Source organism: Nocardia vinacea, from assembly GCF_035920345.1.
GTDB classification, from domain to species: Bacteria; Actinomycetota; Actinomycetes; order Mycobacteriales; family Mycobacteriaceae; genus Nocardia; species Nocardia vinacea_A.
Genome location: NZ_CP109149.1, coordinates 1,995,012 through 2,018,436 on the forward strand (window position 1 = coordinate 1,995,012; position 23,425 = coordinate 2,018,436).

Here is a 23,425-nt window from a genome sequence, read left to right on the forward strand (position 1 = left end):
GTCAAGAATTATCTTGACTGCTCTCCTCCACTACCCAGGCTGCGATCTGAGCGCGCGAGGTGAATCCGAGTTTGGCCAGGATGTGTTCGACGTGGCCTTCGGCGGTGCGTTGGGAGACCACCAATTTGGCGGCGATCTGTTTGTTGCTCAGTCCCTGGGCAATGAGCTCGGCGACCTGCCGTTCACGCTTGGTCAATCTCTCACCTGGGCCCACGGCGGACGCCGTCTCGGTGAGTTGCTTCCCGAGCGCGTAGGCTATTGCAGCATCCATACTCATCGACTGGCCTTGCCGGAAGGCCGCGTCGAACCCACGAGCGCCCAGGGCGTGGCGCGTCATCCGCTCACAGGCGTCGTGCAAGCGCAACATGTTCGGGAAATCAGTCTTCACCCCGCTTCCCGGCGGCGGCAGCGCCTGCGCGGCTCCCAGCAGAACCGCCGCGCGCTCGGCCTCATTGTGGGCGCCGACAATCCAGGCCAGCGCATCGAGACTCGTAGCGGTGGCGAGTGGGCTGTTCAGCTGCCAGCTGAGTCGTAGTGCTTCTTCGAGCAGTTCTTGTGCACGGCCGCGATCGCCTTGGCGCCACACGGCAACGCCAATTCCCCGCAGCGCAACCGAACGATTGAGTAGTTCGCCGCACGCTTCGGTGATGGAGAGTACCTGTTGGTAATACTCGATTCCCTCTGTTGGGTCGCCGTACGCTTCGTGCGCCAAACCAAGCAAGATCAGCGCACTGATGTATGAAGGTCCTTTCCTATTCGAGCTCAGTAGCTCGACGGCACGTTTGCCGACGGAGGATACGCGCGCAGGTTCACCGCGGAGAAGCGCGAGCATACTGTCGGCGTGGGCGATCCGCGCCTGGACCGCGGGAGTGGTTGACTGTTCGGCAAGCGCTCGTCCCTGCTCGAGGAGGTCGGTCGCCGACTGGAAATCGCCCTGGGCCGCGGCCAGCTGGCTGGCGGCACCGAGCGCCTTGACGCGGTCGGGTATCGATCGGGCGCTGGGACGGGCCAGGACGCGATCGAGCCAGGACCGACCCTCGCCGAGCATGCCGCGGAAGAACCAGAACTCGAATAGTGCCGCAGCAGTGCGTAGCCCCGCATCTGCAGCTTCCGCGGTGTCCTCGGACAGACAGGATTCGAGTGCCTCTCGTAGGTTGGGTAGCTCACGCGCGAGCCGGGCGATCCATTCGCGCTGCCGGTGGCTGATCCATTCGGCTTCCGCGCGCAGCACTAGTTGCTGATACCAGTCACGGTGACGTCGGCGCAGGTTCTGGTGTTCGCCGGATTCCTGCAGCTTTTCACGGCCGTAGCCGCGTAATGTTTCGAGCATCCGGAAACGCACAACCGTATGCGATTCCTCCCGGATCACGATCGATTTGTCCACCAATGCCGACAACACATCGAGCGGACCAGGCGGCGCCAGATCGGGGCCGCATACCTGCTCGGCCGCCTCGAGCTCGAAGCTGCCGGCGAACACCGACAGCCGTGCCCACAACTGCTGTTCGGCGGGCGTACACAACTGGTAGCTCCAGTCGATGCACCACCGCAGTGCTTGCTGCCGAGTCGGCGCGGTGCGACTGCCGTGGGTGAGCAGCGAATACCGGTCATCGAGCCGCTGCAGGATCTGCTGCGGTGACATCGTGCGCATCCTGGCCGCAGCGAGTTCGATTGCCAGCGGCAAACCATCCAATTGGACGCAGATCCGGGCTACGGCGGTCTTGTTGTCCTCATCGAGCTCGAAGCCCGGCACCGCCGCGGCGGCGCGGTCGGCAAACAACGCCACAGCATCGAAACGGGGCATCCCACGTAAGGCGGGTTCACGGTCCGGGTCCGGGACCGTCAGCGGCGCCACCCGCAGCACCGCCTCCCCGCCGATATCCAGCGGTTCGCGGCTGGTGGCCAGGATGCGCAATTCAGGGCAGGTCCGCAGCAACGTCTCCGTTAGTTCGGCCACGGCTGTGATCACCTGCTCACAGTTGTCCAAGACCAGCAGCGTTTTGCGTGAGCTCAGAAATTCGATCAGAACATCGACCAACGGGCGGGCCGACCCGTCTCGCACACCCACGGTCGCAGCCACCACATCGACCAGTAGTGAAGCGTCGGACACGTCGGCCAGCTCCACAAGCCACACCCCGCCCTCGAAATCGTGTCGCATCTGTGTCACAACTCGCAACCCCAGCCGCGTCTTGCCAACGCCCCCGACACCAGTCAACGTGACCAGCCGCGCCGCCGACAACAGATTCTTCACCTCCGACACCTCGCTGCGCCGGTCGAAGAATCTGGTCAGCTCGAGCAGCAAATTGCCGCTCCCCGCACCAACCGCCGCCGACGAACGTGGTCCCCGCCCCACAGGGGTCTGGTCTCGATGCTCGAGAACCGGCGCGGCCTGCAGCGCCATCTCGTCAACCGCAATTCCAAGGCGTTGCTGCGCCTGCCGAATAGTCTCGCCCAGAGCCGCCGCCGAGGGGCGCTGGCCGGGAGCCCGGCTCATCACCGTTTCCACCACCGCCGACACGTCATCGGGGATGCCACTGTCCCGCAAGTCCGGCACCGTCTGGCTAGTGACCCGTAAGAACTGTGCCACCACGTTCTCACCACTACGACGTTCGAATGCGGCATGCCCAGTCAGCGCACAGAACAGGGTGGCGCCGAGTCCATAGACATCCGCGGCCGGTAAGGGCGTTTCTCCTTCGAGCACTTCCGGTGCGGCGAACGCCGGCGACCCGGTCAACGTGCCTGCGGAGGTCTGGAACCCGCCGGCGATGTGAGCGATACCAAAATCGGACAACGCCGGCTCTCCATAGTCGGTGAGCAGGATATTGCCCGGCTTCACGTCCCGATGCACGATACCCAGCCGATGTGCCCTGGCCAGGGCACCGGCGATCTTCACCCCGATCCTCAACACATCCTCCACCGGAAGCGGACCATGCCTGCTGATCCACGCATCCAGGGAACCAAGCGGATAGTAAGGCATCACCAGATAGGGGCGCCCACTGGCAGTGGCACCGGCCTGCAGCACGGTGACAATGTTCGGATGTCCGGTCAACCGGCCCATCGCCCGCTGCTCCCGAAGGAATCGTGCCTGATTGTCTTCGTCCAGTTCCGCGGTCAACACCTTCACCGCCACCGTCCGGTCCAAGCCCGGTTGCCAGCAGCGATACACCACCCCGAAACCACCGTGGCCGATCTCGACGGCGTCCTCGAAACCGGCCGCCGCCAACTCCGCTGTGACAGGCGTAACCACCTCACGACGCGTGCGCAGTGGATCCTCGGTCATCGCGCGCGTACACGCCGACTACGATGTCTCCGGACACCAGGCAACATGGCATACCTTTCGCCTACCTTCAGCGTATCGCCGCAGAAGCACGGCGGAATATCGAATCGTATGCAAGGCATCGAAATGCGCTTCAGCGCGAGCTATTTTGGCGCATGCCGGACAGGCGCCACGGCAGGTCATGCGGCGACTCGGTGACTACTGTTCCGGCAACAGCAGATCAGCGAGCTCGATGAGCAGCGCCTTTGCCCGCGCGGCGGTTGCCGGGGCCCCAAGGGCAGCCACCAAGGTGTCGTCCATCAGCGGCGTGGTCCGGCGAGCGATCGCCTTGAACAGGACGTCGGTCGGATAGACGAGGGTGCGCCGTCGGGGCCCTCGGCACCGTCGCGGGTCAGCTGCTGGTCACCGCCCCGGTCGAGATCGGTGCCGCGATCTAGGTCTGCGAGCCGTTCCTCGTCCGCGCCGGCAGCGTTACCTCGCTCTCGAGCGGCGACCCGACGGGCGCCCGCTCGACCCGGGCGCCGCTTCCATCTGGGCAACTGGGCCACCACTTGGCGGCGAACACTGCTCCGGAGGGCTGGCGGCAGCCCTATGGCGCGATGGTCAACTACCGCTACCAGCCGGAGACGCTGGAGCGTCAGCATGAGGACTTCGTCCGACTCCGCACCGTGGCGCTCGGGAGGCCACTGCGGGATGTCCTGGCGGCGTCCAGCATTCGTGACACGTCCACATTTACGAAACCGGATCTCTCACAATCCCTTTGAGCGCAACCGCGCTGGTATTCGTGCTGGGCATCGGCCTGGTCCGCACCGCGCCCGAAACCCGACGCGTGACACTGCCCGACTGAGATGGAGCAACCTGTGGTCGGCCTCCTCTCCGGTGATCGTCACGACGTGGTAGATGTGTGCGAGAATTTAATTCTCGAATTAGAGAGCATCGTATGTCAATGTGGGCATACGATCGGGAGCGCAGCCAATCCAGTTGTGCAGTGAGTGAGGTTTCAATGGCATCGACCACCTATCGAGTCGTCCAGTGGACGACGGGCAATATCGGCAAGAGTTCCGTGCGGGCCCTGACCGCACATCCGAACCTCGAGCTCGTCGGCTGCTTCGCCTGGTCCCCGGACAAGGCGGGCCACGACGTCGGCGAACTATCGGGAGGACAGCCGCTGGGCGTGCGGGCAACCGGCGACGTCGACGCACTACTCGCACTGAAGCCCGACTGCGTGGTCTACAACCCCATGTGGCCCAACATCGACGAACTGGCGCGGATCCTGTCCTCCGGCGCGAACGTCGTCTCCTCGGCAGCCTTCATCACCGGGCACAACCTGCCGGATGCCGACCGCGAACGCATCGAGCAGGCGTGCCGGCTCGGCGGTTCGACCATGTTCGGCTCGGGCGTGAGCCCCGGTTACGCCGAGCTGCTGGCGATTGTCGCGGCCAACGCCTGCGACCGGGTCGATCGGATCACCATCGCCGAATCCTCCGACACAACCTTCTACGACTCACCCGACACCGAGAAGCCGGTCGGCTTCGGCAGGCCGATCGATGATCCCGACCTGCCCCGAGCCACTGAGCAGGGCACTGCGGTTTTCGCCGAAGCCGTCCGACTCGTCGCCGACGCACTCGGTGTCGAGCTCGACGAGATCCGATGCGTCTGCGACTACGCTCAGACAACCGAAGATCTCGATCTCGGCTCCTGGACCATCGAAAAAGGTTGCGTCGCAGGTGTGTACATCAGCTGGCAGGGCCGTGTCGGCGATGCGACGGTCGTCGAACTCACCTTCCGCTGGCGCAAAGGGCAAACCCTCGAACCGGACTGGAAGCTCGATGGCGAAGGCTGGAAGATCACCATCGACGGCCGCCCCACAGTGAACATGACCGTCGGATTCGCCCCGCCCCTCGATTTCGGGGCCACCACCATCGCCGACTACATGGTTCTCGGGCACATCATGACCGCGATGCCACCCATCCACGCCATCCCCGCCGTTGTCAGCGCACCACCAGGCATTACTACCTACAACGATCTCGCCTTGACACTCCCGCGCGGCATCCTGCGGAGGAATTGAGCCGTGGGAGCGCTCTTCCGGCGGCTGTCGGAGATCTTCTGCGCGGCATCCGAGGCGCTGGGCGACCTCGATGTCCTAATGCATCCCGCTGGCCTTTGACACCCGGGCGTTCCCGAGCAAATCGGTTCCGACGATCTTCGGCTAGCGATGGATGCGAACTTCACGTCGAACCGAGCGGAACACCGCGCGATGCATGAAACCGGCAGGCGCATCACCGATTTCGGTTCAATCGAGGTGGGACATCTGGACCTGGGCCACGGCATACGCCCTCGGGCAACAGCCCACCGAAACGACACATGCGTCCGGCCCATCTGCGAAATTGACCAAGCGGGAATGCCAGGTCGCCGACCTCGTCGCCCAAGGACTCAGCAACAAGCAGATCGCCGCCAAACTCGTGATCTCGCAACGCACCGCCCAAGGCCACGTCGAACACATCCTCACCAAACTCGGATTCACCTCCCGTGCCCAGATCGCAGCCTGGACAGTCGAAGAGACCAAACACGCGAGTCCGTGAAGCGTGGGAGCAAAGTGATCCAAATCCCCCAACGGAGTGTCCGCTGATTGATCGACCTTCCGCGCCTTGTTACCGGTCAGCTCCAATACCTGCGCGGACGGTCCGATGAAGTGATGTCCTCGGCGGCACAGGCCGTGGCCAAGTCCGGATTCTCGGAAAGAAACCCGTACCCCCGGGTAGACCGCGTCGGCCCCGGCGCTCTTGGCAGCGTTGATGATCTCCACGATCGACAGGTACGCGCGCACCGGATGCCCGGGCGTCCCGATCTGGTAGGCCTCGTCGGACTTCAACCGATGCACCGAGTTGCGGTCTTCGTACGGGAAGACGGCAACCGTGCCGATGCCGAGTTCGTAGGCGGCGCGGAAGGCGCGAATGGCGATCTCGCCGCGGTTGGCGACCAAGACTTTGGAGAACATGTAAGCGCTGTGATTCCTCGCGAAGTGGATGGCGAAATACCTTCGGGTGCTACCCCGCAGTGGGTGCGTCGACCCGCAGTAGTCGTGTCCGGAGAATCTCCGCGATCCGCGCCGGCTCTTCGACAGCCGAGAAATGCCCGCAGCCTTCGATGGTGATCAACTCCGCGTCGGGAATCGCCTCCGCGAGTTCGACACTGTGCTCGAGCGGCGTCACGCCATCGGCCGTACCGCAGACCACCACCGTCGGAGTATCGATCCACGACAGTTCTGGCCGACGGTCGTGCCGGTCCAGAGCGGCGCGCTGTTGGTCGCGGAACGCGGCGGCCCCGAGATCACCAGCCATGGCGGCGGCGAGCGCGACCACATCGTCTCGCCCCGGCGGCGCCACAGCGCCCGCCAATCGTTCGACCGCGATGTCGTAACGACCGGCCTCCGCCAACTCGATCATGTCCTCCCCGCTGGCCCGCCGTTCGGGCGAGGCCGCGCGTGCCGAGGTGTTGACCAGCGCCAGCCCCGCGAGGCGACCGGTCCGCCGCAGCGCGATGTCGAGGGCGACATAGCCGCCCATGGACAGTCCCGCCAGATAGAACCGATCCGGTGCCTGCGCGAGCACATTGTCGGCGATCGACTCGACGGAGTCTCCGGCATGCGCCACCACGGTCGACTCGACAATATCCCCGAGCCGCTCGACGACCGGTTCCCACAACCGGGAATCCGCGCCGAGCGCGGGCAGCAGGACCAACGGGTACGGGAGCATTCTTAAATCCCTTCTCGCGACGTCGCTCGCCTCGCGGCGGCAACTGGTGAAATCAGGACGCGGCGCCGTCGACGCTCAGCACGGAACCCGAGGTGAACCCGGCATCCTCGGAAACCAAATACCCGACAGCTGCGGCGATTTCGTCCGTCGTGCCGGTGCGCCCGACCGGAATCGCCGCCTCGGTGGCGGCTCGGGCCTCGGCGGGCAACGCGTCGAACGTCGCCCGGACCCGGCCTTCCTCGGGCAGGATCAGCCCCGGGGAAATCGCGTTCACGGTGATGCCGCTACCGCCGAGGTCTTTGGCGAGCTGCTTGGTGAAGCCATTGACGGCGGCCTTCGAGGCGGCGTACGGCAGGAGCGCACCCACCGTCCCCGATGGACCCGCGAGGCCGTTCGCCACGGCCGAGGAGAAGTTGACGATGCGGCCGAAGCCCTTGCGCCGCATGATCGGAACGGCGTACTTAGCGCACAGGAACGCGCTCGTCAGATTATTGCCGATGACGGTGTTCCAGACATCCGGCGGCAAGTCCTCGATCTCGCGCACCGCGACGGTTCCGCTGCCTCCCGCAGTATTCACCAGCACATCGATCCTGCCGAACTCGGAGTCGATCTCCTGGAACACTCGCTCGACGTCCTCCGGCCGGGACAGATCGACGGCGGCGGCGAAAACGCGGGCTTCACGGAACCGGGTCTCGATACTCTTCTTCGCGCGCTGTAGGGCGTCCTCCTGCATGTCCAGGAGCGCGACCGCGAACCGGTCCCGGGCGAGGTGCGATGCGATGGCTGCGCCCAAACCCTGGGCTCCCCCGGTGACGACCGCGGTTCTTTCGTTCACAATACTGTCGGTCATCCCAGTGGCCCCCAGAAGGTTTCGCCCGCATAGGTATCGGGCAACGCGGGCAGGGTCTCGGGCCAGACACCGGGCTCAACCCGGCGGCGCTGATCCGCTGGCCTGGGCTTGCCGTCCCAACCGATCTGTTCCATGTAGTAGTACAGCTGCATCACGTGCCCCTCGGGGTCGACCGCGTGAATGACGTAATCGATACCGGGGTGAATCTCGGGCGGCAGGTCCAGCAAGGTAACGCCGCGCTCGAGCAGGTAGGTCCGCGCCGCGCGCAACTGTTCGTAGGAGCCGATCTGCACGCCGAAGGAGAGCAGCGTGGTGTTCTCGCTGAGACCCAGGGCCGCACGGAGTTCCAGTGGGAACAGGCCGATGCTGTGATGTTCGGTGTTCGCTCGCAGAAAGACGACGCGATGGCCGAGGACGGTGGTCTCCTCACTCGGCACGAGGCCGAGTGTTTCGGTGTAGTAGCGCTCGGTCGCCTCGACGTCCTCGACGAAGATGCTGACCGGTCCGATGCGAACGGCCTTGAACGGCCGCGACAGCAGCACCCCACCCACATCATGGGTCTTCGGGAGCTCGTCGACCCACCGGTGACCGGAGTTCAAGTCGATGCCCTTGACCGCGGCCACCGCCATCTCGGTGCTCTCGGAACTGGTCGGCAGCGGTGGGTGCCCATTCCCCCAGGGCCACATCGCTTCTGGTTTGCTCAACCCGTCCCAGCCCACCTGCTCGATGCCGTACTCGAGCTCGTTGATGTGCCCGGTGGGCTCGGGAAAGTAGGTGTGCCAATTGGATCCGGGGTCGCGGCCGTACCGGCTGATCTTGGTTCCGGTCGACTCGAGCCACACTCGGGCGTCGACCACCTCCCGCAGACTGCCGACCTGCCAGGTGATCTGGTTGATGGTGATGTCGGAACGCGGCGTGGACGCGGTCTGGTCGATCCACGGACGCGGCATCAACACGAAGGTGTGATGGTCGCTGTTGTGGCGAAGGAAATAGATGTTCGTGTCCGGAACACCGTCCATCCACTCCCCTGGCTCGACGATTTTCAGGTCGATCTTGTCGGAGACGGAGAATCCGAGCACATCTCGATAGAAGGCGAGCGCGCGGCCGGTGTCATCCACGCTGATGCCGAAATGATTGAGTCGGCGGATCTTGAACGGGCGATCGTAGAGAACCCCGCCGACCGGGAATTGCCCTGTTGCCATGACTTCCTTCATTCGGTGGGCGCGACGATCTTGTTGCGGATGGATCCGATAAGGCTGGAGGAGATCTCCACGACGTCACCCGGCTTCACGAAGAGCGTGTCCGGGAGCGTTCCATCGGGCAGTTGCTTGCTGGAATCGACGGCCGTGCCCTTCGGAGTACCGCTACTGATCAGATCGCCGGGCCACAAAGTCGTGTCGGCGGACAGGTATTCGCCCAATGCGGCGAAGCTGTGCACCATGGAGCTGGTGTTGCCGTACTGTCTGACCTCGCCGTTGACACGGCATTCGAGCGGGATGTTCTGCGGGTCGATGTCCTCGTCCACGACGATCCAGGGCCCGACGGTCGCCGAGGTGTCGAAGTTCTTCGAATACAGGAAGTCCGGGCCGAAGGAGACGTTGTCGCGCACGGACCAGTCGTTGTGCAAGGTGTAACCCCAGATGTATGAACGGAATTCACCGCCGGGGATGTCACGGCCACGTTTGCCGATCACGGCCGCTACTTCGGCCTCGTAGTCCAGCCGCTGGGTTCGCCTCGGATAGCGTAGGGGCTGCCCGTCGGCGGACACCGCCCGCGAGTCCTTCAGGAAGAACTTCGGACCGCCCGACGTGAGCCGCTGGAGCGTCTCGGCCTGATCCTCGGAGCTGGAATTCTGTGCGGCGCTGTCCATGTGGTCGGCGAAGTTGGCCAGCGCGGCGAAGATCCGCGACCTGCCCTCCACTGGTGCGTGCAGGATGACTTCATCCGTCTCGTAGCGAAGTCGCTCTCCCGCCACCCCGCGATCGTCGTACGCCTTGGAGAACAGATGCTCCAGAGCGTTTCTCGCGCCGTCGAGAGCCCGGTCGCCTTCCTCGATGAAGTCGTTCAGCGAAGCCGGGACCTCCGCCGCGGCACGGGCATGTGGCCGCGCGGTATCGGACGACTCGGCCAAATACTTTGCGTACGCACCGTTGATATCGACGATGGATCCTTCATGGACGACACCGACCCTGCGAGCAGGTCCAAAGACTGCAATCTTCATTATTCTCCTCACGAATTCTCTTCAGCAGCGTCGAAGAACTTCGGGTTTACCGGATTGAGGCTGTAGATCGCGAGGCGATGAATTTTTCCCTCGCGAACCGTGAAGAAGTCGCCGAGCTTCATAGGCTTCCCGTCGGCGTTCAGATCGATCTCGACGGCGACCCGTTCGCCGTCGACCACCAGGGGTCCGGGGCTGGGGTTCATGGCGCCGGGCCGGAGACCGCCCTCGTACATCCTCGTAATCGCTTCCGCGCCCCGAAGCGTGCCCGCCGCATTGTGCAATTCCGCGTCCGGCGCGAAAAGCGCTCCGACGGCACTCGGGTCACCGGCCGCGACGGCGTCGAAATAGGCACGCACCACGGCAACGGGATCACTCATATTCATATCCTTTCCGGCATTCACACTGATCAGGCCGACAGGTATTTCTTCGATGCGTATACAGCCTTGTATTCGAGGTACGCGTCGATTCCCTCCGGCCCGAGCTCACGGCCGACGCCCGAGGACTTCATGCCGCCGAACGGCGCGCCCAGGTCGAGCTCGTAATAATTGAGGCCGATCGTGCCGGTGCGCACCCGCCCGGCGATTTCGAGCGCGCGATCCTCCTCCGCGCTCCACACCGAACCCGCGAGCCCATAGTCGCTGTCGTTGGCGATCCGCACCGCCTCCTCATCGGTGTCGAACGGCAGGAGTGCGATCACCGGACCGAAAACCTCGTCACGAGCTAGCAAATCGTTGTTGTCCACATCGGCGAATACGGTCGGCTCGACGAACCAGCCCCGATCGAGACCGGTCGGACGGCCACCGCCCGTGACCAGCCGGGCATCCGATTTCTTCGCGATGTCGATGTAGCCCAGAACCCGGTCCAACTGTGCGCTGGTCGCCATCGGCCCCAAGGTCACAGCCGGATCGAGCGGATTTCCGATGTTCATGGCGGACGCATAACCGGCCACCGCGTCGATGACCGCGTCGTACCTCGAACGGGCCACGAGAATCCGCGACTGCGTCGTGCACGTCTGGCTGTTGTTGAGGAACGAAGCGCCACCGAGACCCGCGAGCAAGGTGTCGATGTCCCCATCGTCGAGGAAGATCGCCGCGGACTTCCCGCCCAGTTCCAGGGTGTGGCGCCGGAGCAACCGCCCGCACTCGGCACCAATGATCCTTCCGGCCGCGGTGGAGCCCGTGAACGCGATCTTGTCGACCAGGGGATGCGAGACGAGCGCCGCTCCCGAATCACGGTCACCGGCAACGATATTCAGCACCCCCGCGGGCAGCCCGGCCTCGAGCCCCGCTTCCGCCAGTACATACGCATCCAGCGCCGTCTCCGGCGACGGCTTCAACACCACCGTGCACCCCGCGGCAAGCGCGGGCGCCACCTTGAACATCGCCAACGCCTGCGGAAAATTCCACGGCGTAATCGCCCCCACCACACCAACCGGCTCCCGCCGCAGGATCGTCGACCCCTTCGGACTCGGCCGCACCTCCTCCAGTGGAAGCTTCTCGACCACCTCCGCATAGATCCGCAGCAGCACGGCCGGCAGGCCACCGTTCACCTGCTGCGAGAACTGAATGGGCATACCGTTCTCACGCGTCACCAAGGTGGAGGTGTGATCGGCGCGCCGCTCCAGCGCAGCGGCGAACCGCCGCATCGCCGTCGCACGCTCGGCCGCCGACGTGCGGCCCCAGGGCCCGTGATCGAGAGCGGTGCGAGCAGCCCGGACCGCGGCGTCGATATCGTCCTCGCCACCCAGCGCGGCGATACCGAGCCCCTCCCCGGTCGCCGCCTCGACCACGCGGTAGGTGCGGCTGCTCCGAGGCTCGGCCCACTCCCCGTCGATGAAGAACCGCGTGCGGTCGAGGTCGGTGTGTCGCTCGACAATGAGGGACATGTGGTCCTCCTGGATTTGTCATCAGAGGCGATGTGGTGAATTTGCGTGGCGCGGCGAATTCCGTCGTAGCAAGCATGCGTATCGCATCAATGACACGTAAAGGCCAGGAATTTCAGTCAGACCATGCATCGCATGCATGATCTGCCATTTCATGACGACAGCCGAGGCCGAGTGCGCAAGCGCGGCGGGATAAAGGAATTCAGGCACCGAGCACGCTTCTTATGCGGTCAGCGCATCGTCGACCTGAACTTCTTGACCTTTACACGCCCCATGGCGAATCCGCATTCTGACTTCCACCCACTGCATGATCTCGATCACGGCATCGTGGGTCGGCAACACCCAAATGAGCGGACCCGGATGTGACCTCATGATCTACGAGCACACCGAACTCCGTGTCCGGCCCGGCGACGGGCCACGGCTCACAACGGATTTCGCCAGAGTCCAGCACCTGCTGCAGTCGCCGGGATGCATTTCCGCCGAACTGATCGGCAATGTCGATCACCCCGATACCTACCTGCTTCAGGTCGGCTGGGAACGACTCGAGGACCACACCGAGACATTCCCCGCCACACCCCAATCGGACGTGATCGCGAACGCGATTGCGGCCCATTGCGCACCGCCTCGGATCGTTCATTACGCGAGCCCGGACCAAAATCGACAGGAGAAACTCAATGAGTCGGATTGTTATCAGCGGAGCCTCGGGCGACCTGGGGCGGAGGGTCACCGCTCTGCTCTCGAACGCGAACCCACGCCACGAGTTGACGCTCGTGACCCGCACCCCGGACAAGCTCGTACAGCGCGAGACGGAAGGGATCCACGTCCGACGCGGCGACTACCAGGAACCTGATTTACTGGACGCCGCCTACCGCGGCGGAGACGTCCTGTTCTTGATCAGTGGGCTCAACCTCGGACGGCGAGTTCCCGAGCATCTCAATGCCATCAACGCGGCACAGCGGGCGGGCATCCGCCACATTGTGTACACCTCGGTGGGCGGCGTGCACCCCACCAATCCGGCGCTGTCGGCGAAGGACCACTGTCAAACCGAGATCGACCTCCGCGACTCCGGCATCGCACACACCATTCTGCGCAGTTCCCTCTACTCCGAAATCGTCAGCCAAATACTGGTCGCGCCCGCCGCGCAAGCCGGAGTGATGGCCCAGGCCACCGGAGATGGATACCTGGCGCCGGTGGCGAAAAGCGATGTGGCCACCTGCGCTGCCGCATGCCTAGTGGAACCCCGCCGGCATGCGGGAGCCGTGTATGAAATCACCGGACCGGAGCTGTTCAATTTCGAGAATATCGCGCGACTCGGCTCGGAGGTCTTCGGCGTTCCGATCAAATACGAGCGAGTGACGTCCGACGAGCGTCTGGCGTTCTTCGACTCCGTCGGCATTCCCCGTACCTATGACCCGAGCATGCCGCCCAGCCCCGACGGGCACATGTGGGCCAGCGACGAACTGGTTTCCGCCGAAGTCGCGGTGGCCGAGGGATACCAGGCCTTGCTGTCGCACCACGTGAAGCTGATCACCGGCCGTGAGGCCGAATCGCTGCGCACCGTGATGGAGCGCGTGAAGACCCGGCGCTACGACGAGATCGGCGCGGTCTCGTAGCGAGCACGCGCAGTCACGCAAACCGAGCTTGTCGGCCGACCAGGAGAGTTCCATTGCACAAGATCATCTTTCACCACGTCGGAGGCGATACCGACATCGTCGAGACCCAGGCCGGTGTCAGCGTGATGCACGCGGCCGTACGCAACGGCGTCACCGGCATAGTCGGTGAGTGTGGCGGGCAGGCGATGTGCGCGACCTGCCATGTCCTCGTGCGCGAGCCCTACGTGGACAGACTGCCGCCCATCGGCGAGGACGAGGAGGAGATGCTCCAGTGCACCGCCAGCCCGCGCGATGGTCAGCGCAGCCGCCTGGGGTGCCAACTGCTGCTCGGCACCGATCTCGAGGAGGTGGAGGTCGATGTCCCGGAATCCCAGGTCTGATCCTGCCGTTCAGCGTGTGGTCGTCATCGGCGCCGGACACGCCGGAGTCGAGGTCGCCGACGCGCTGCGAGCGGGTGGCCACACCGGACCTTTGACAGTTGTGGGCGACGAGCCTGGGCACCCCTACCATCGCCCACCGCTGTCGAAGGAATTCCTCTCACCCTCGGAGGGACCAACGGCGATGCCGTTGCGGACGCCGAAATACTTCGCCGCCCGCCGGATCGATGTGCGCACCGGTGTCACCGCGACCGAACTGGACCGCCTATCGCGGACCGTGCGGCTCTCTGCTGGCGGTGAATTACCTTACGACACAGTCGTTCTCGCCACAAGGGCTGCCAATCGCACGATCACCGTCCCCGGAGCGAACCTGGCCGGTATTCACGCGCTGCGTACGCTCACCGAAGCCGAGATACTGCACTCCGCACTGAGCCGGGGCCGGTCGATCCTGATCGTCGGCGCCGGATTCATCGGCCTAGAGGTCGCGGCGGCAGCCCGCAAGCACGGGCTCGCGGTCACCGTACTCGAATCCGGGGACCGCCCGATGCGACGAGCGTTGTCCCCGGCAATGGCGAACCACCTCGCTGCCGCACACCGCGAGGCCGGCGTCGATATCCGGCTCGGCGAGGCGGTCGCGCGATTCATCGGCACCGACGATCACGTGGTCGGCGCGGTCGGTACCACCGGTGAGCGGTACCACGCCGATATCGTCCTGGTCGGCATCGGAGTCGTGCCCCGGGACGAACTCGCGGCCGACGCCGCCCTTCCCGTGTCTGACGGGATCGTCGTCGACGAGAACCTGCGCACCGCCGATTCCGCGATCTACGCCATCGGAGACTGCGCCAACCATCCGAATGTCTACGCCGGTGTCCGAATGCGGGTGGAGTCAATCCAAAATGCCACCGATCAAGCCCGCCACGTGGCCTCGGCGATACTCGGCGACACCGATGGCTACACCGAGCTGCCCTGGTTCTGGAGCCACCAGGGTGAGCTGAAGTTGCAGATCGCCGGGGTGCGCCGGCCCGACGACGCACACGTCGTCATCGGCGATCCCGGCACCGGCCGGTTCTCGGTCTGCGGCTACCGGCAAGGCCGTCTCGCCGCGGTCGAATCACTCAATCGCCCCGCCGACCACGTCGCGCGCGCCGCCTGCTCGCGGCCGGCCGCTGGGTGTTCCGCGGGCTCACCGCGCTGCCGGTGGCCTGGAACTGACATTGCCGCGGCCCGCTGGTTCGCCCGACCGGAGAAATCCATGACGACCGGTTTGGCGCTGGAGCACAATGGCCGGGGTGAGCAAGCAAGTATCTCGGGCTCGAGCACTGGCGCCACCACCGGCCGAATTGTTCGGGCGCCAGCGCGAGCTGGCGAGCGCACGTGAATTGTTTTCCGCTACCCGCCTCGTGACACTCACCGGACCCGGTGGCGTGGGCAAGACCACGTTGTCCGCGGCGTTGTCCGCCACACTCGACCGGGCATTCCGGGACGGCACCTGGTTCGTCGAGCTTGGCGCGCAACGCAGTTCGGACACCATCGCCGAGGCCGTGGTGACCCAGCTCGGGCTCAGCGCCCTGGCCACCATGGATGCCGAAGAACAGCTCTGCCGGCACGTAGCCGATCGCTCGATGCTGTTGATACTGGACAATTGCGAGCATGTCCTGCCCGGATGCCGGCGACTGCTGTCCGCGCTCCTCGCCGCGTCCGCCGAGCTACGGGTATTGACAACCAGCCGAGAGCCACTGGGAATCAGGGGCGAACGTGTGATCGCCGTCCGCCCGCTGGCGATCCCCCCGAGCCATCGCGACGTTACCGCGGACGAACTACGCGAGTATCCGGCCGCGGCCATGCTGGAAGCCCGAGCCAAGGCCGTCAACGATCAATTCGAGATCACCGAGCGCACCACGGCGGCGGTCGCGAGGCTGTGCGCCACTCTGGACGGAATGCCGCTGGCCATCGAACTCGCCGCCGTGCGGCTGCGGTCGCTGTCGGTGCAGGAGCTGCTGGCCCACATCGACGACCGATTCGCGCTGCTGACCTCCGGCGACCCCACCGCGGCACCGCACCACCGGTCCCTGGACGCGCTGGTGCGGTGGAGCTATGACCTGTGCTCCCCGACCGAACAGCTGCTCTGGGAGAGAATGGCCGTGTTCAGCGGCAGCGCCGATCTCCCCGCGATCCAGGCGGTGTGCGGACTCCCGCCACTGGAAGGAACCAAACTTCTCGACGCGCTCGACGGCTTGGTGTCCAAGTCGATCGTCCTCACCGAGACGGCACAGGGTGGTATGCGTTACCGGTTCCTGGAAACGCTGCGCGAGTTCGCTCGGGAGCAAGCCCGGGACAGCGAAGACTGCGGCCGCGCCCGCCGTGCCCACACGGAGTACTACCGAACCTGGGCGACCCGAGCCGCCGAGAACTTCTTCGGCCCGGGCCAACCCGAAATCGTCCGGCGGTGGGAGTCCGATATCACCAACCTCGAGCTGGCCTTCGATGATCTCCTGCGGGCGGCCCCGGGCTCCCATGGCGCGCTGGAGCTCGCCGCGGACCTCCGCTTCTCGTGGATGAGCGGCCATCTCCGCGCAGGTCGACGCTGGTTGGAGCGAGCCCTCGCAGCCGACACGACCGCCTGCGCCGAGCGCGGCAACGCGCTGTGGGCAGCGGGGTGGTTCGAGGCACTGCACGGCGAAACGCGCACTGCCCGAGACTTTCTCGACGAGGCCGACACGATCGCCCGGGAGATCGGCGATCCGCGCATGGCCGCACGTGCCGCCACGTGGACCGGCCTGACCGCCATGATCGCCGGGGATTTCGAGGCCTGCCGCTCAGCTCTCGAGGCGGCCTACATCGGGCACCGGGAGCATGCGGATGCCGAGGGTCTGCTGATGACCTTGTTCCTGCTCGGATTGATCAGGAGCATGTCCGGCGATCATGAGGGAGCCACAGCCGCCGGCCGGGAAGCCGTAGAGCGAAGCGAACGCCTGGGCGATACGTGGGGCCGCTCCTACTCACTGTGGATGCTGGGATTCGACGCGTGGACGCGTCAGGACCTCGATGTCGCGGAGGAGTACGCCAAGCGGAGCCTCACCCTGCGATGGGACTACCACGACAATTTCGGCAGTGCGGTCGTCCTCTATCTGATGGCCGGAATCGCGCTGGACAACGGCGATCCCAAGAAGGCAGCGAAGCTGTTGGGCGTCGTCGCGGAACTGCTCGCCATTGTCGATACCGAGGTTCCGGGCATGCTGGGCTCGCGCTACCAGGAGGTCAAATCCGCCACTCGGGATCGGCTCGGGGAGGACCTGTTCGCCCGCCATCACGACACCGGGCGGCGACTGGACCGCGGCCAGCGGATCCGACTTGCGCTGGGGTCGACTGCCACCGTCCCACCGGATCAGGAGGATGCGGTAGCCCCTGCCGACCTGCTGACGCCGCGCGAAAAGGAGGTGGCGACGCTGCTGGCGGAGGGTCTCAGCAACCGTGCCATTGCCGCCAAGCTGGTGCTCTCCCCGCGCACGGTGGAGGCCCACGTCGAGCACATTCTGACCAAGCTCAGCGTCAACTCGCGCACTGAAGCCGCTCTGTGGGCGGCCACCGCCCTCGGCGGAAAGGCGTGACGCACATCCACGATCCGGTGGCCCACATCACAGGCCACGTAGCTCCCCAGATACGTAGCGCATAGGTGTTCCTCCGCATGTGACGGAGCGCACTCGCGGGGGAATGTGGAGTTCCCATCCCGAGGATCCAGGTGCGAGGGATGGCTCCAACGATCGACTGGGACTCCAGCGCTGGAACCGGATAGGTGCGCCAGTGTCGGCGTCCCTTCCCGAGGGAGGTTGACCATGCAATTGCGCGAGCTCCAGTGGTTCACAACGCTGGCCGAGACCGAACACATCACGGAGGCCTCGATCCGGCTGAACATCAGCCAGCCGACACTGTCCCGGGCGTTGGCACGGCTCGAACGCAAGCTCGGAGTGCAGCTTTTCGATCGCCACCAGAACCGGCTGCGGCTGAACAAATACGGCGAGCTCTTCCAAGCCCACGCGTTACGAGCACTGAACGAGATCGACCGTGGGGAACAGCGGATCGCCGCTTTGGTCGATCCGGATCGAGGCTCGGTGTCGCTCGGGTTCGCGCATTCCTTCGGCGGCTGGCTGATACCCGACCTGCTCAATCGGTACCGCGGGGTCGCGTCCAGCACGTCCTTCGAATTGCACGGCGGCGCTTGCGATTCCGTGGTCGACAGCGTGCGGCAGGGACGAATCGACATCGGCTTCGTGGCTCCCGAGCCGGCTGCGGACGATCTCGAGTGGGTACCGCTCGGGCGTGAGGCGCTGTGTCTGGGGGTTCCCGCGGGCCATGTGTTCGAAGGCCGCGATCACGTCGCGATGGCCGATGTGGCGGACGAGCCGATGATCGCACTGAAGGCCGGGTACGGCCTGCGGCAGGTCACCGACCGGCTGTGCCGGGAGGCGGGGTTCAGCCCCCGGATCGAAATCGAGGTCACCGAACTCTCCACACTGCACGCCCTGGTCGCGGCCGGAATGGGCGTCGCCGTCGTGCCTGCCGCCCACTCGGGACACGCGGCCGCGATCGGTACCGTCGCGCTCAGCGACCCGACCGCCTTCCGATGTTATGGAGCGGTCGTCCGCCGGAATGGTCCGAGCGGCCAGGCCGCACGGCGCTTCCTGAAATTCGTCGCCGGTGTGTCGCCGTTGCCGGCCCGATCCAATCGCTCGCCGTCCGAAGGCGATCCGAAACGTGTGCTGCGGACCGCGATACCTGCCGCCTGGCCGGTGTCGGCGTAGTACCGACGAACAGCACGATCACACCGTACGGGCCGCAATCCGATGCACTACGCGCATCACCTACCCCCTATTGTGGACGCTCACGGTCGGCGATGGCGTACGTCGACGCACTTCCCGCCGACCCACGGGTCTCGGTAGTGGCGGGCGACCGCGACCAGCGGTTGAATCTCGATGACCTCCTCCACGAGCCGCGTACCGACACCGCGATCTTCTGCTGCGGCCCGGAGCGACTGCTCGAAGCGGTCGAAGAAGCCGGCCGGCACTGGCCGCCCGGAGCGCTGCACACGGAACGATTCAAGGCACGTGTCGTGGATCAGCCTGCCCGCGAATTCGACGTGGTCCTGCAAAGGTCGGGTATGGAGTTGCACGTACCGGCCGAGGAAAGCCTGCTCGACATCGTCGAAAAGGCCGGTATCCCAGTACCGTCCTCGTGCCGGACCGGCACCTGCGGCACGTGTGAAACACCAGTCCTGGACGGACAGCCGGAACATCGCGACGTGGTGCTGTCCCCCGAAGAGCAGGCTGTCGGAGACTGCATGATGGTGTGCGTTTCGCGCGCCCGCACCGATCGGCTCGTGCTGGACCTGTAAAGGGCCCGCAAGCGACCGTCAGCCCTGGCCACGACGTGGCCAGGGCTGACGGTCGCGAGTGCGGCCAGGGCGAAAACTCAGTGGATGCCCTTCCAAGCATTGTGGAGGAGTTCGATCAATTCCTCCCGCGTGAACGATCGGGGGTTCGAGTACGGGTTACTCACGACCTCGTCAGCGACGCGAGTCAGGTCACTCTCGTTCACACCCAGCTCGAGGAGAGTTCGCGGTGCTCCGAGGTCGGCGGTCAATGCCAGGAGGCCGGTAACCGCGTTGTCGGTGCGTAGTGCGCGGGCGAGGGCAGCGGCGGCCGTGCGAGCCGACGGGAGGTTGAATGCCGTGACGTACGGGAGCATTACCGCATGGGTTTCGGCGTGTGGAAGATCCAGCAATCCGCCGAGGACATGGCACAGCTTGTGGTGCAGGCCCATGGTCGTCGCCCCGAGGCAGGCTCCGGACAGCCACGCGCCCTGCAATGCTGTCGCCCGTGCCCGCGGGTCGTTCGGGGCAGCCGATAACGCCGGTAGCGCGTCGGCGAGGTCGCGGATGCCCTGTTCGGCCATGGCGGCGATCACCGGCGAGCCGTCGGGGGCGTAGAGCGCCTCGACCGCGTGGGCAATCGCGTTGATTCCGCTTGTACCGGACACCGGAACGGGCAGTGTCATCGTCAGATCGGGGTCGTAGATGACGCTGCTCGGAAGGACTTTGCGGTCGCGACCGGTTGTCTTCTTGTCGCCCTTCGTGATTCCCCAGATGGGGGTCATCTCCGAGCCCGCGTAGGTCGTGGGTACCGCCACGATGCCGAGGTCGCTGCCGAGCGCGAGCGCCTTGGCCAAACCGATCGTCGATCCGCCTCCGACCGCGACACAGCCGTCGATCGCGAGTTCGGACGCCACCGACTCCGCCGCCTCGACCGTCTCGACCGGGACGTGCATCCGTGCCGAATCGAACACTCCCACAGCGGATTTCCCGATCAGGCCGGCGGCTCTGTCGGCGAGGTCGCGCTGCTGCGGGGTCGACAGGACGAGCACGCGCCGCAACCCTAATCGGTCCGTTTCGGCCGCGAGCTGCTCGATGCTCCCGGACCCGAATACCACCCGCATGGGCAGCGCGTCATACGTGAAGGTGCCTGTCATTGCGGTCCGCCCTCTCGGCCAAGTCGAATATCGAAGTGCGCATGGCGGAAAGGTCCGGTCATGCCGTAGTGCTCGAACCCCGCGGTATCGTCGATTTCGGTGAAATCGACAATGAGGCTGTTCTTCACCGCGAACACCGCATCACTGTCGATATACGCGCTGTCCGCGACGAACAGGTGTGTCGTCACCGGCCGGTAGCCCGCCGCTTCGGCGAGTACATGAATGTGCGCGGGACGGAATGGATGGCGTCCGGACGCACCGAGCAGATCGCCCACCGGGCCGTCCGTGGGAATCGGATAGTGACTGGGCACTACCGTTCGGAACCAGAAGCGCCCCTGCTCATCGGTCGTGAACAGACCGCGCCCGTTGCCCGGCGGCTGCTTCTCGGGCTCTTGCACGTCGTAGAAGCCGTCCACGCTGCATTGCCAGATGTCGATGGTGGTGCCCGCCAATGGCCGGCCGGCGTCGTCCACTACCGCCCCGGTAACCAAGCAGGGCGTCGAACCGCCCATCAAGTCGATCGAGTCGCCGAGTTCGCGACGTGGCGACTCGGTCATGTGAAAGGGGCCGAGAACGGTGCCCTCGGTGCCGTGCTCGTCACCATTGATCGTCTCGACCAACATCGATACGCCGAACACATCGGAGAGGAGAACGAATTCCTGCCTGGTGTCATCGCAGGTGTGACCGACAGCCGTGAGAAAGTCGATGGCCTGCTGCCACTCGGTCTGCGTCGGCCGTAACTCACGAACCAGGGCATGGAGGTGACGCGTCGTCACCTGCAATATCTCTTTCAGCCTCAGGTCGGACGTACCCTCGAAGCTTGCAACGACGGCATCCAACGCGGTCGTCTCATTGAAATCCACAGCGGTTTTCCTTTCGCGGTCGCCTCTTCAACGCACATCTCGCAAGATCGCCCGCGCCCGCGCGGCGACAGGCGCGTCGACCATCTGCCCCTCGATTCGGACCGCCTTGCCTCCGGCCTCGGACTCGACCACCCGCCGAGCCCAGCGGACTGCCGCCGCGTCGGGCCGAAACGCCGCATGGGTGCCCACCACCTGACGGGGATGCACCAGCAGCTTTCCCGTCATGCCGAGCTCCTTCGCACACCTGAGATCCTCGTCCAGGGCCGCGGCATCGTCCAGAGCGGCGGTCACACCGTCGATCGGTCCCGGAAGCCGCGCGGCCCGCGATGCGAGCACGAGCGCGGACCGGGGGTGGAGCATGGCCGTCCGGCCGGTGTCGCACCCCAGGTCGAGCGCATAGTCCAAGTGCCCGAACGCAATTCGCGAAACCCCAGGGGCGGTGGCTAGAGACGGTGCACGGACCATCCCCAGCGCCGACTCGACCAACGCGATCACGGGTACCCCGACCCGCTCGGCGACGGCCGACAGTTCATCGGGGCTTTCGGCTTTGGGGACCATCACGGCGATCAGGCCGGGCAGGCCCTTCAGTGCCGCCACCTCGTCCCAAAAGTGTTGACCCGCTGGGGAAGCCACTCGCACACATGCCGGTGCACCGCGGGACAGCCAGTCGACTACCGCACTTCGGGCGCTGTCCTTGTGCTCGTCCGCGACAGCGTCCTCCAGATCGAGCACGACGACGTCGGTCCCGGACCGAATCGCCTTGTCGAAACGCTCCGGACGATCACCGGGTACGAAGAGAAACGATCTGGCGACCCGAATGGTTTCCTCCCGATTCATGGGTTCTCCGCCTTTCTCGGTTCGGTGGCCGGTGCTCAGTTCGGTAATTCGGCTGCCGCTGAGGCGATTCCGAACTCGGCGAGTACGGCTTCAGTGTGCTCACCGACCCCTGGCACGGGGCCCATCACCGGCTTCGTTCCGACAAATGTCGCCGGTGGAACGAGTGCCCGCAGCGAACCGACGGGTGACTCGTAGTCGAACCACCGTCCCCTCGCCTCGAGTTGCGGGTGCTCCGCCAGGTCGTGCATATCCCGCAGGATCGCGTTCGCGATGCCTGCCGCCTCGAGCCGCTTCGCGACCGTTTCGGCGCTCCATGCCGAGAATGCGCGCTCGATCTCCTCTTGCAACTCTCGACTGTGGCTCACCCGCAACGAGTTTCGAAGGAACCGGGGATCCGCCGCTATGGCGGGGTCGTCCAGGATCTCCGCGCAGAACGTCGCCCATTCGCGCTCGTTCTGCAGTCCGAGGAACACCTGATTTCCGTCTCCGCACCGGAACGGCCCATACGGCGCGATCGACGCGTGCCGCGCGCCCGTCCGCTGCGGCGCCGTACCGCCATACATCGCGTAGTTCAGCGGATAGCCCATCCACTCCGATAGCGCCTCGAGCATCGAGATCTCGATGGTGGCGCCCTCACCCGTGCGATCACGCTGGATCAGCGCCGTGAGAACGCCGGAGTAGGCGAACATTCCGGAGGCGATGTCGGCGATGGATATCCCGACCTTCGCCGGCTCGTCCGGGGTACCGGTAATGGAAACCAGGCCCGCCTCGCACTGCACGAGCAGGTCGTAGGCCTTCTTCGCCGAATACGGTCCGCCGGGACCATAGCCGGAGATCGAGACATGAATGAGTTCCGGCTTGACCCTTCGCAATTCGTCGCTGCCCAGCCCGAGTCGTTCCGCCGCGCCGGGAGCGAGGTTCTGGACGAACACGTCCGCGTTGCGAACCAGGGATTGGATGCTGTCCCTGCCGTACTCGGACTTCAGATCGAGGCAGACCGATTCCTTCGAGCGGTTGAGCCAGACGAAATGGCTGGCCATGCCGCGCACCGTCTCGTCGTAGCCGCGGGCGAAGTCGCCGACGTCGGGACGCTCGACCTTGATCACCCGCGCGCCGAGATCCGCCAGCTGGCGGGTGGCGAACGGGGCGGCCACGGCCTGCTCGAGCGATACGACGGTGAGTCCGTCGAGAGGGTTCATAGGAATTCCTTCGTTCGATACGAAACCAGCCA

Annotated in this window: 18 protein-coding genes and 3 pseudogenes; 9 read left to right on the forward strand and 12 right to left on the reverse strand. The window is 65.2% G+C overall.

Annotation, left to right across the window (positions count from 1 at the left end; all coding sequences use genetic code 11):
- Window position 1: 1 nt before the first annotated feature.
- Window positions 2-3,277, reverse strand: coding sequence for a protein kinase domain-containing protein (locus OIE68_RS09515; protein WP_327099004.1), 3,276 nt, complete (start codon window positions 3,275-3,277; stop codon window positions 2-4).
- Between the two features lie 1,000 nt (window positions 3,278-4,277).
- Between OIE68_RS09515 and OIE68_RS09520 the strand changes: the two genes are divergently transcribed.
- Window positions 4,278-5,342: a dihydrodipicolinate reductase gene (locus OIE68_RS09520; RefSeq protein ID WP_327101624.1), complete on the forward strand. Its 1,065-nt coding sequence runs from the start codon at window positions 4,278-4,280 to the stop codon at window positions 5,340-5,342.
- Between the two features lie 253 nt (window positions 5,343-5,595).
- Window positions 5,596-5,856 (forward strand): annotated as a pseudogene (locus tag OIE68_RS09525) (response regulator transcription factor); the annotation flags it as partial.
- A 143-nt stretch (window positions 5,857-5,999) separates the two neighbouring features.
- Here the strand turns inward: OIE68_RS09525 and OIE68_RS09530 are convergent.
- The 7 genes and pseudogenes from OIE68_RS09530 to OIE68_RS09560 form a co-directional block, all read right to left on the reverse strand.
- Window positions 6,000-6,272: pseudogene (locus OIE68_RS09530) on the reverse strand (biotin carboxylase N-terminal domain-containing protein); the annotation flags it as partial.
- Window positions 6,273-6,321: 49 nt separating this feature from the next.
- The gene (locus tag OIE68_RS09535) at window positions 6,322-7,029 is read right to left on the reverse strand and encodes an alpha/beta hydrolase (RefSeq protein ID WP_327099005.1); all 708 of its coding nucleotides are present in this window, start codon (window positions 7,027-7,029) and stop codon (window positions 6,322-6,324) included.
- A gap of 52 nt (window positions 7,030-7,081) precedes the next feature.
- Window positions 7,082-7,879 (reverse strand): SDR family NAD(P)-dependent oxidoreductase, encoded by a 798-nt coding sequence (locus tag OIE68_RS09540; RefSeq protein ID WP_327099006.1) that lies wholly within the window; start codon window positions 7,877-7,879, stop codon window positions 7,082-7,084.
- Window positions 7,876-9,081 (reverse strand): VOC family protein, encoded by a 1,206-nt coding sequence (locus OIE68_RS09545; protein ID WP_327099007.1) that lies wholly within the window; start codon window positions 9,079-9,081, stop codon window positions 7,876-7,878. The genes OIE68_RS09540 and OIE68_RS09545 overlap by 4 nt, the downstream gene beginning before the upstream one ends.
- Window positions 9,082-9,089: 8 nt before the next feature.
- Window positions 9,090-10,100, reverse strand: coding sequence for a fumarylacetoacetate hydrolase family protein (locus OIE68_RS09550; RefSeq protein ID WP_327099008.1), 1,011 nt, complete (start codon window positions 10,098-10,100; stop codon window positions 9,090-9,092).
- Window positions 10,101-10,108: 8 nt separating this feature from the next.
- Window positions 10,109-10,477, reverse strand: a complete 369-nt coding sequence (locus tag OIE68_RS09555; RefSeq protein ID WP_327099009.1) for a nuclear transport factor 2 family protein — start codon at window positions 10,475-10,477, stop codon at window positions 10,109-10,111.
- 29 nt (window positions 10,478-10,506) lie between these two features.
- The gene (locus OIE68_RS09560) at window positions 10,507-11,985 is read right to left on the reverse strand and encodes an aldehyde dehydrogenase (protein ID WP_327099010.1); all 1,479 of its coding nucleotides are present in this window, start codon (window positions 11,983-11,985) and stop codon (window positions 10,507-10,509) included.
- 367 nt (window positions 11,986-12,352) lie between these two features.
- Here OIE68_RS09560 and OIE68_RS47035 point away from each other — a divergent pair.
- The 7 genes and pseudogenes from OIE68_RS47035 to OIE68_RS09590 form a co-directional block, all read left to right on the forward strand.
- Window positions 12,353-12,523 (forward strand): annotated as a pseudogene (locus OIE68_RS47035) (antibiotic biosynthesis monooxygenase family protein); the annotation flags it as partial.
- A 133-nt stretch (window positions 12,524-12,656) separates the two neighbouring features.
- The gene (locus OIE68_RS09565) at window positions 12,657-13,595 is read left to right on the forward strand and encodes an NAD(P)H-binding protein (protein WP_327099011.1); all 939 of its coding nucleotides are present in this window, start codon (window positions 12,657-12,659) and stop codon (window positions 13,593-13,595) included.
- A 53-nt stretch (window positions 13,596-13,648) separates the two neighbouring features.
- Window positions 13,649-13,975, forward strand: coding sequence for a 2Fe-2S iron-sulfur cluster-binding protein (locus OIE68_RS09570; RefSeq protein ID WP_327099012.1), 327 nt, complete (start codon window positions 13,649-13,651; stop codon window positions 13,973-13,975).
- Window positions 13,953-15,350, forward strand: coding sequence for an NAD(P)/FAD-dependent oxidoreductase (locus OIE68_RS09575; RefSeq protein WP_327099013.1), 1,398 nt, complete (start codon window positions 13,953-13,955; stop codon window positions 15,348-15,350). Before OIE68_RS09570 ends, OIE68_RS09575 begins: the two co-directional genes overlap by 23 nt.
- A complete protein-coding gene (locus OIE68_RS09580; protein WP_327099014.1) occupies window positions 15,262-17,580 on the forward strand; it encodes an ATP-binding protein in 2,319 nt (772 codons plus the stop codon). The genes OIE68_RS09575 and OIE68_RS09580 overlap by 89 nt, the downstream gene beginning before the upstream one ends.
- 225 nt (window positions 17,581-17,805) lie before the next feature.
- On the forward strand, window positions 17,806-18,771 hold the full coding sequence (locus OIE68_RS09585) for a LysR family transcriptional regulator (protein WP_327099015.1): 966 nt from the start codon (window positions 17,806-17,808) through the stop codon (window positions 18,769-18,771).
- Window positions 18,772-18,863: 92 nt separating this feature from the next.
- Window positions 18,864-19,361, forward strand: a complete 498-nt coding sequence (locus OIE68_RS09590; protein ID WP_327099016.1) for an iron-sulfur cluster-binding domain-containing protein — start codon at window positions 18,864-18,866, stop codon at window positions 19,359-19,361.
- A 77-nt stretch (window positions 19,362-19,438) separates the two neighbouring features.
- Here the strand turns inward: OIE68_RS09590 and OIE68_RS09595 are convergent, their stop codons facing one another.
- Genes OIE68_RS09595 through OIE68_RS09610 form a run of 4 tightly spaced genes read right to left on the reverse strand, consistent with a single transcriptional unit; the run spans window position 19,439 to window position 23,393 of the window.
- Entirely contained in the window at window positions 19,439-20,494 is a 1,056-nt protein-coding gene (locus OIE68_RS09595) for a maleylacetate reductase (protein ID WP_327099017.1), read from the reverse strand.
- Window positions 20,491-21,357 carry a dioxygenase gene (locus tag OIE68_RS09600; RefSeq protein ID WP_327099018.1) on the reverse strand — a complete coding sequence of 289 codons (867 nt, stop codon included), beginning with the start codon at window positions 21,355-21,357 and terminating at the stop codon, window positions 20,491-20,493. Before OIE68_RS09600 ends, OIE68_RS09595 begins: the two co-directional genes overlap by 4 nt.
- A gap of 27 nt (window positions 21,358-21,384) precedes the next feature.
- Entirely contained in the window at window positions 21,385-22,194 is an 810-nt protein-coding gene (locus OIE68_RS09605) for a CoA ester lyase (RefSeq protein ID WP_327099019.1), read from the reverse strand.
- 35 nt (window positions 22,195-22,229) lie between these two features.
- Entirely contained in the window at window positions 22,230-23,393 is a 1,164-nt protein-coding gene (locus tag OIE68_RS09610; protein ID WP_327099020.1) for a CaiB/BaiF CoA-transferase family protein, read from the reverse strand.
- Window positions 23,394-23,425 lie beyond the last annotated feature (32 nt).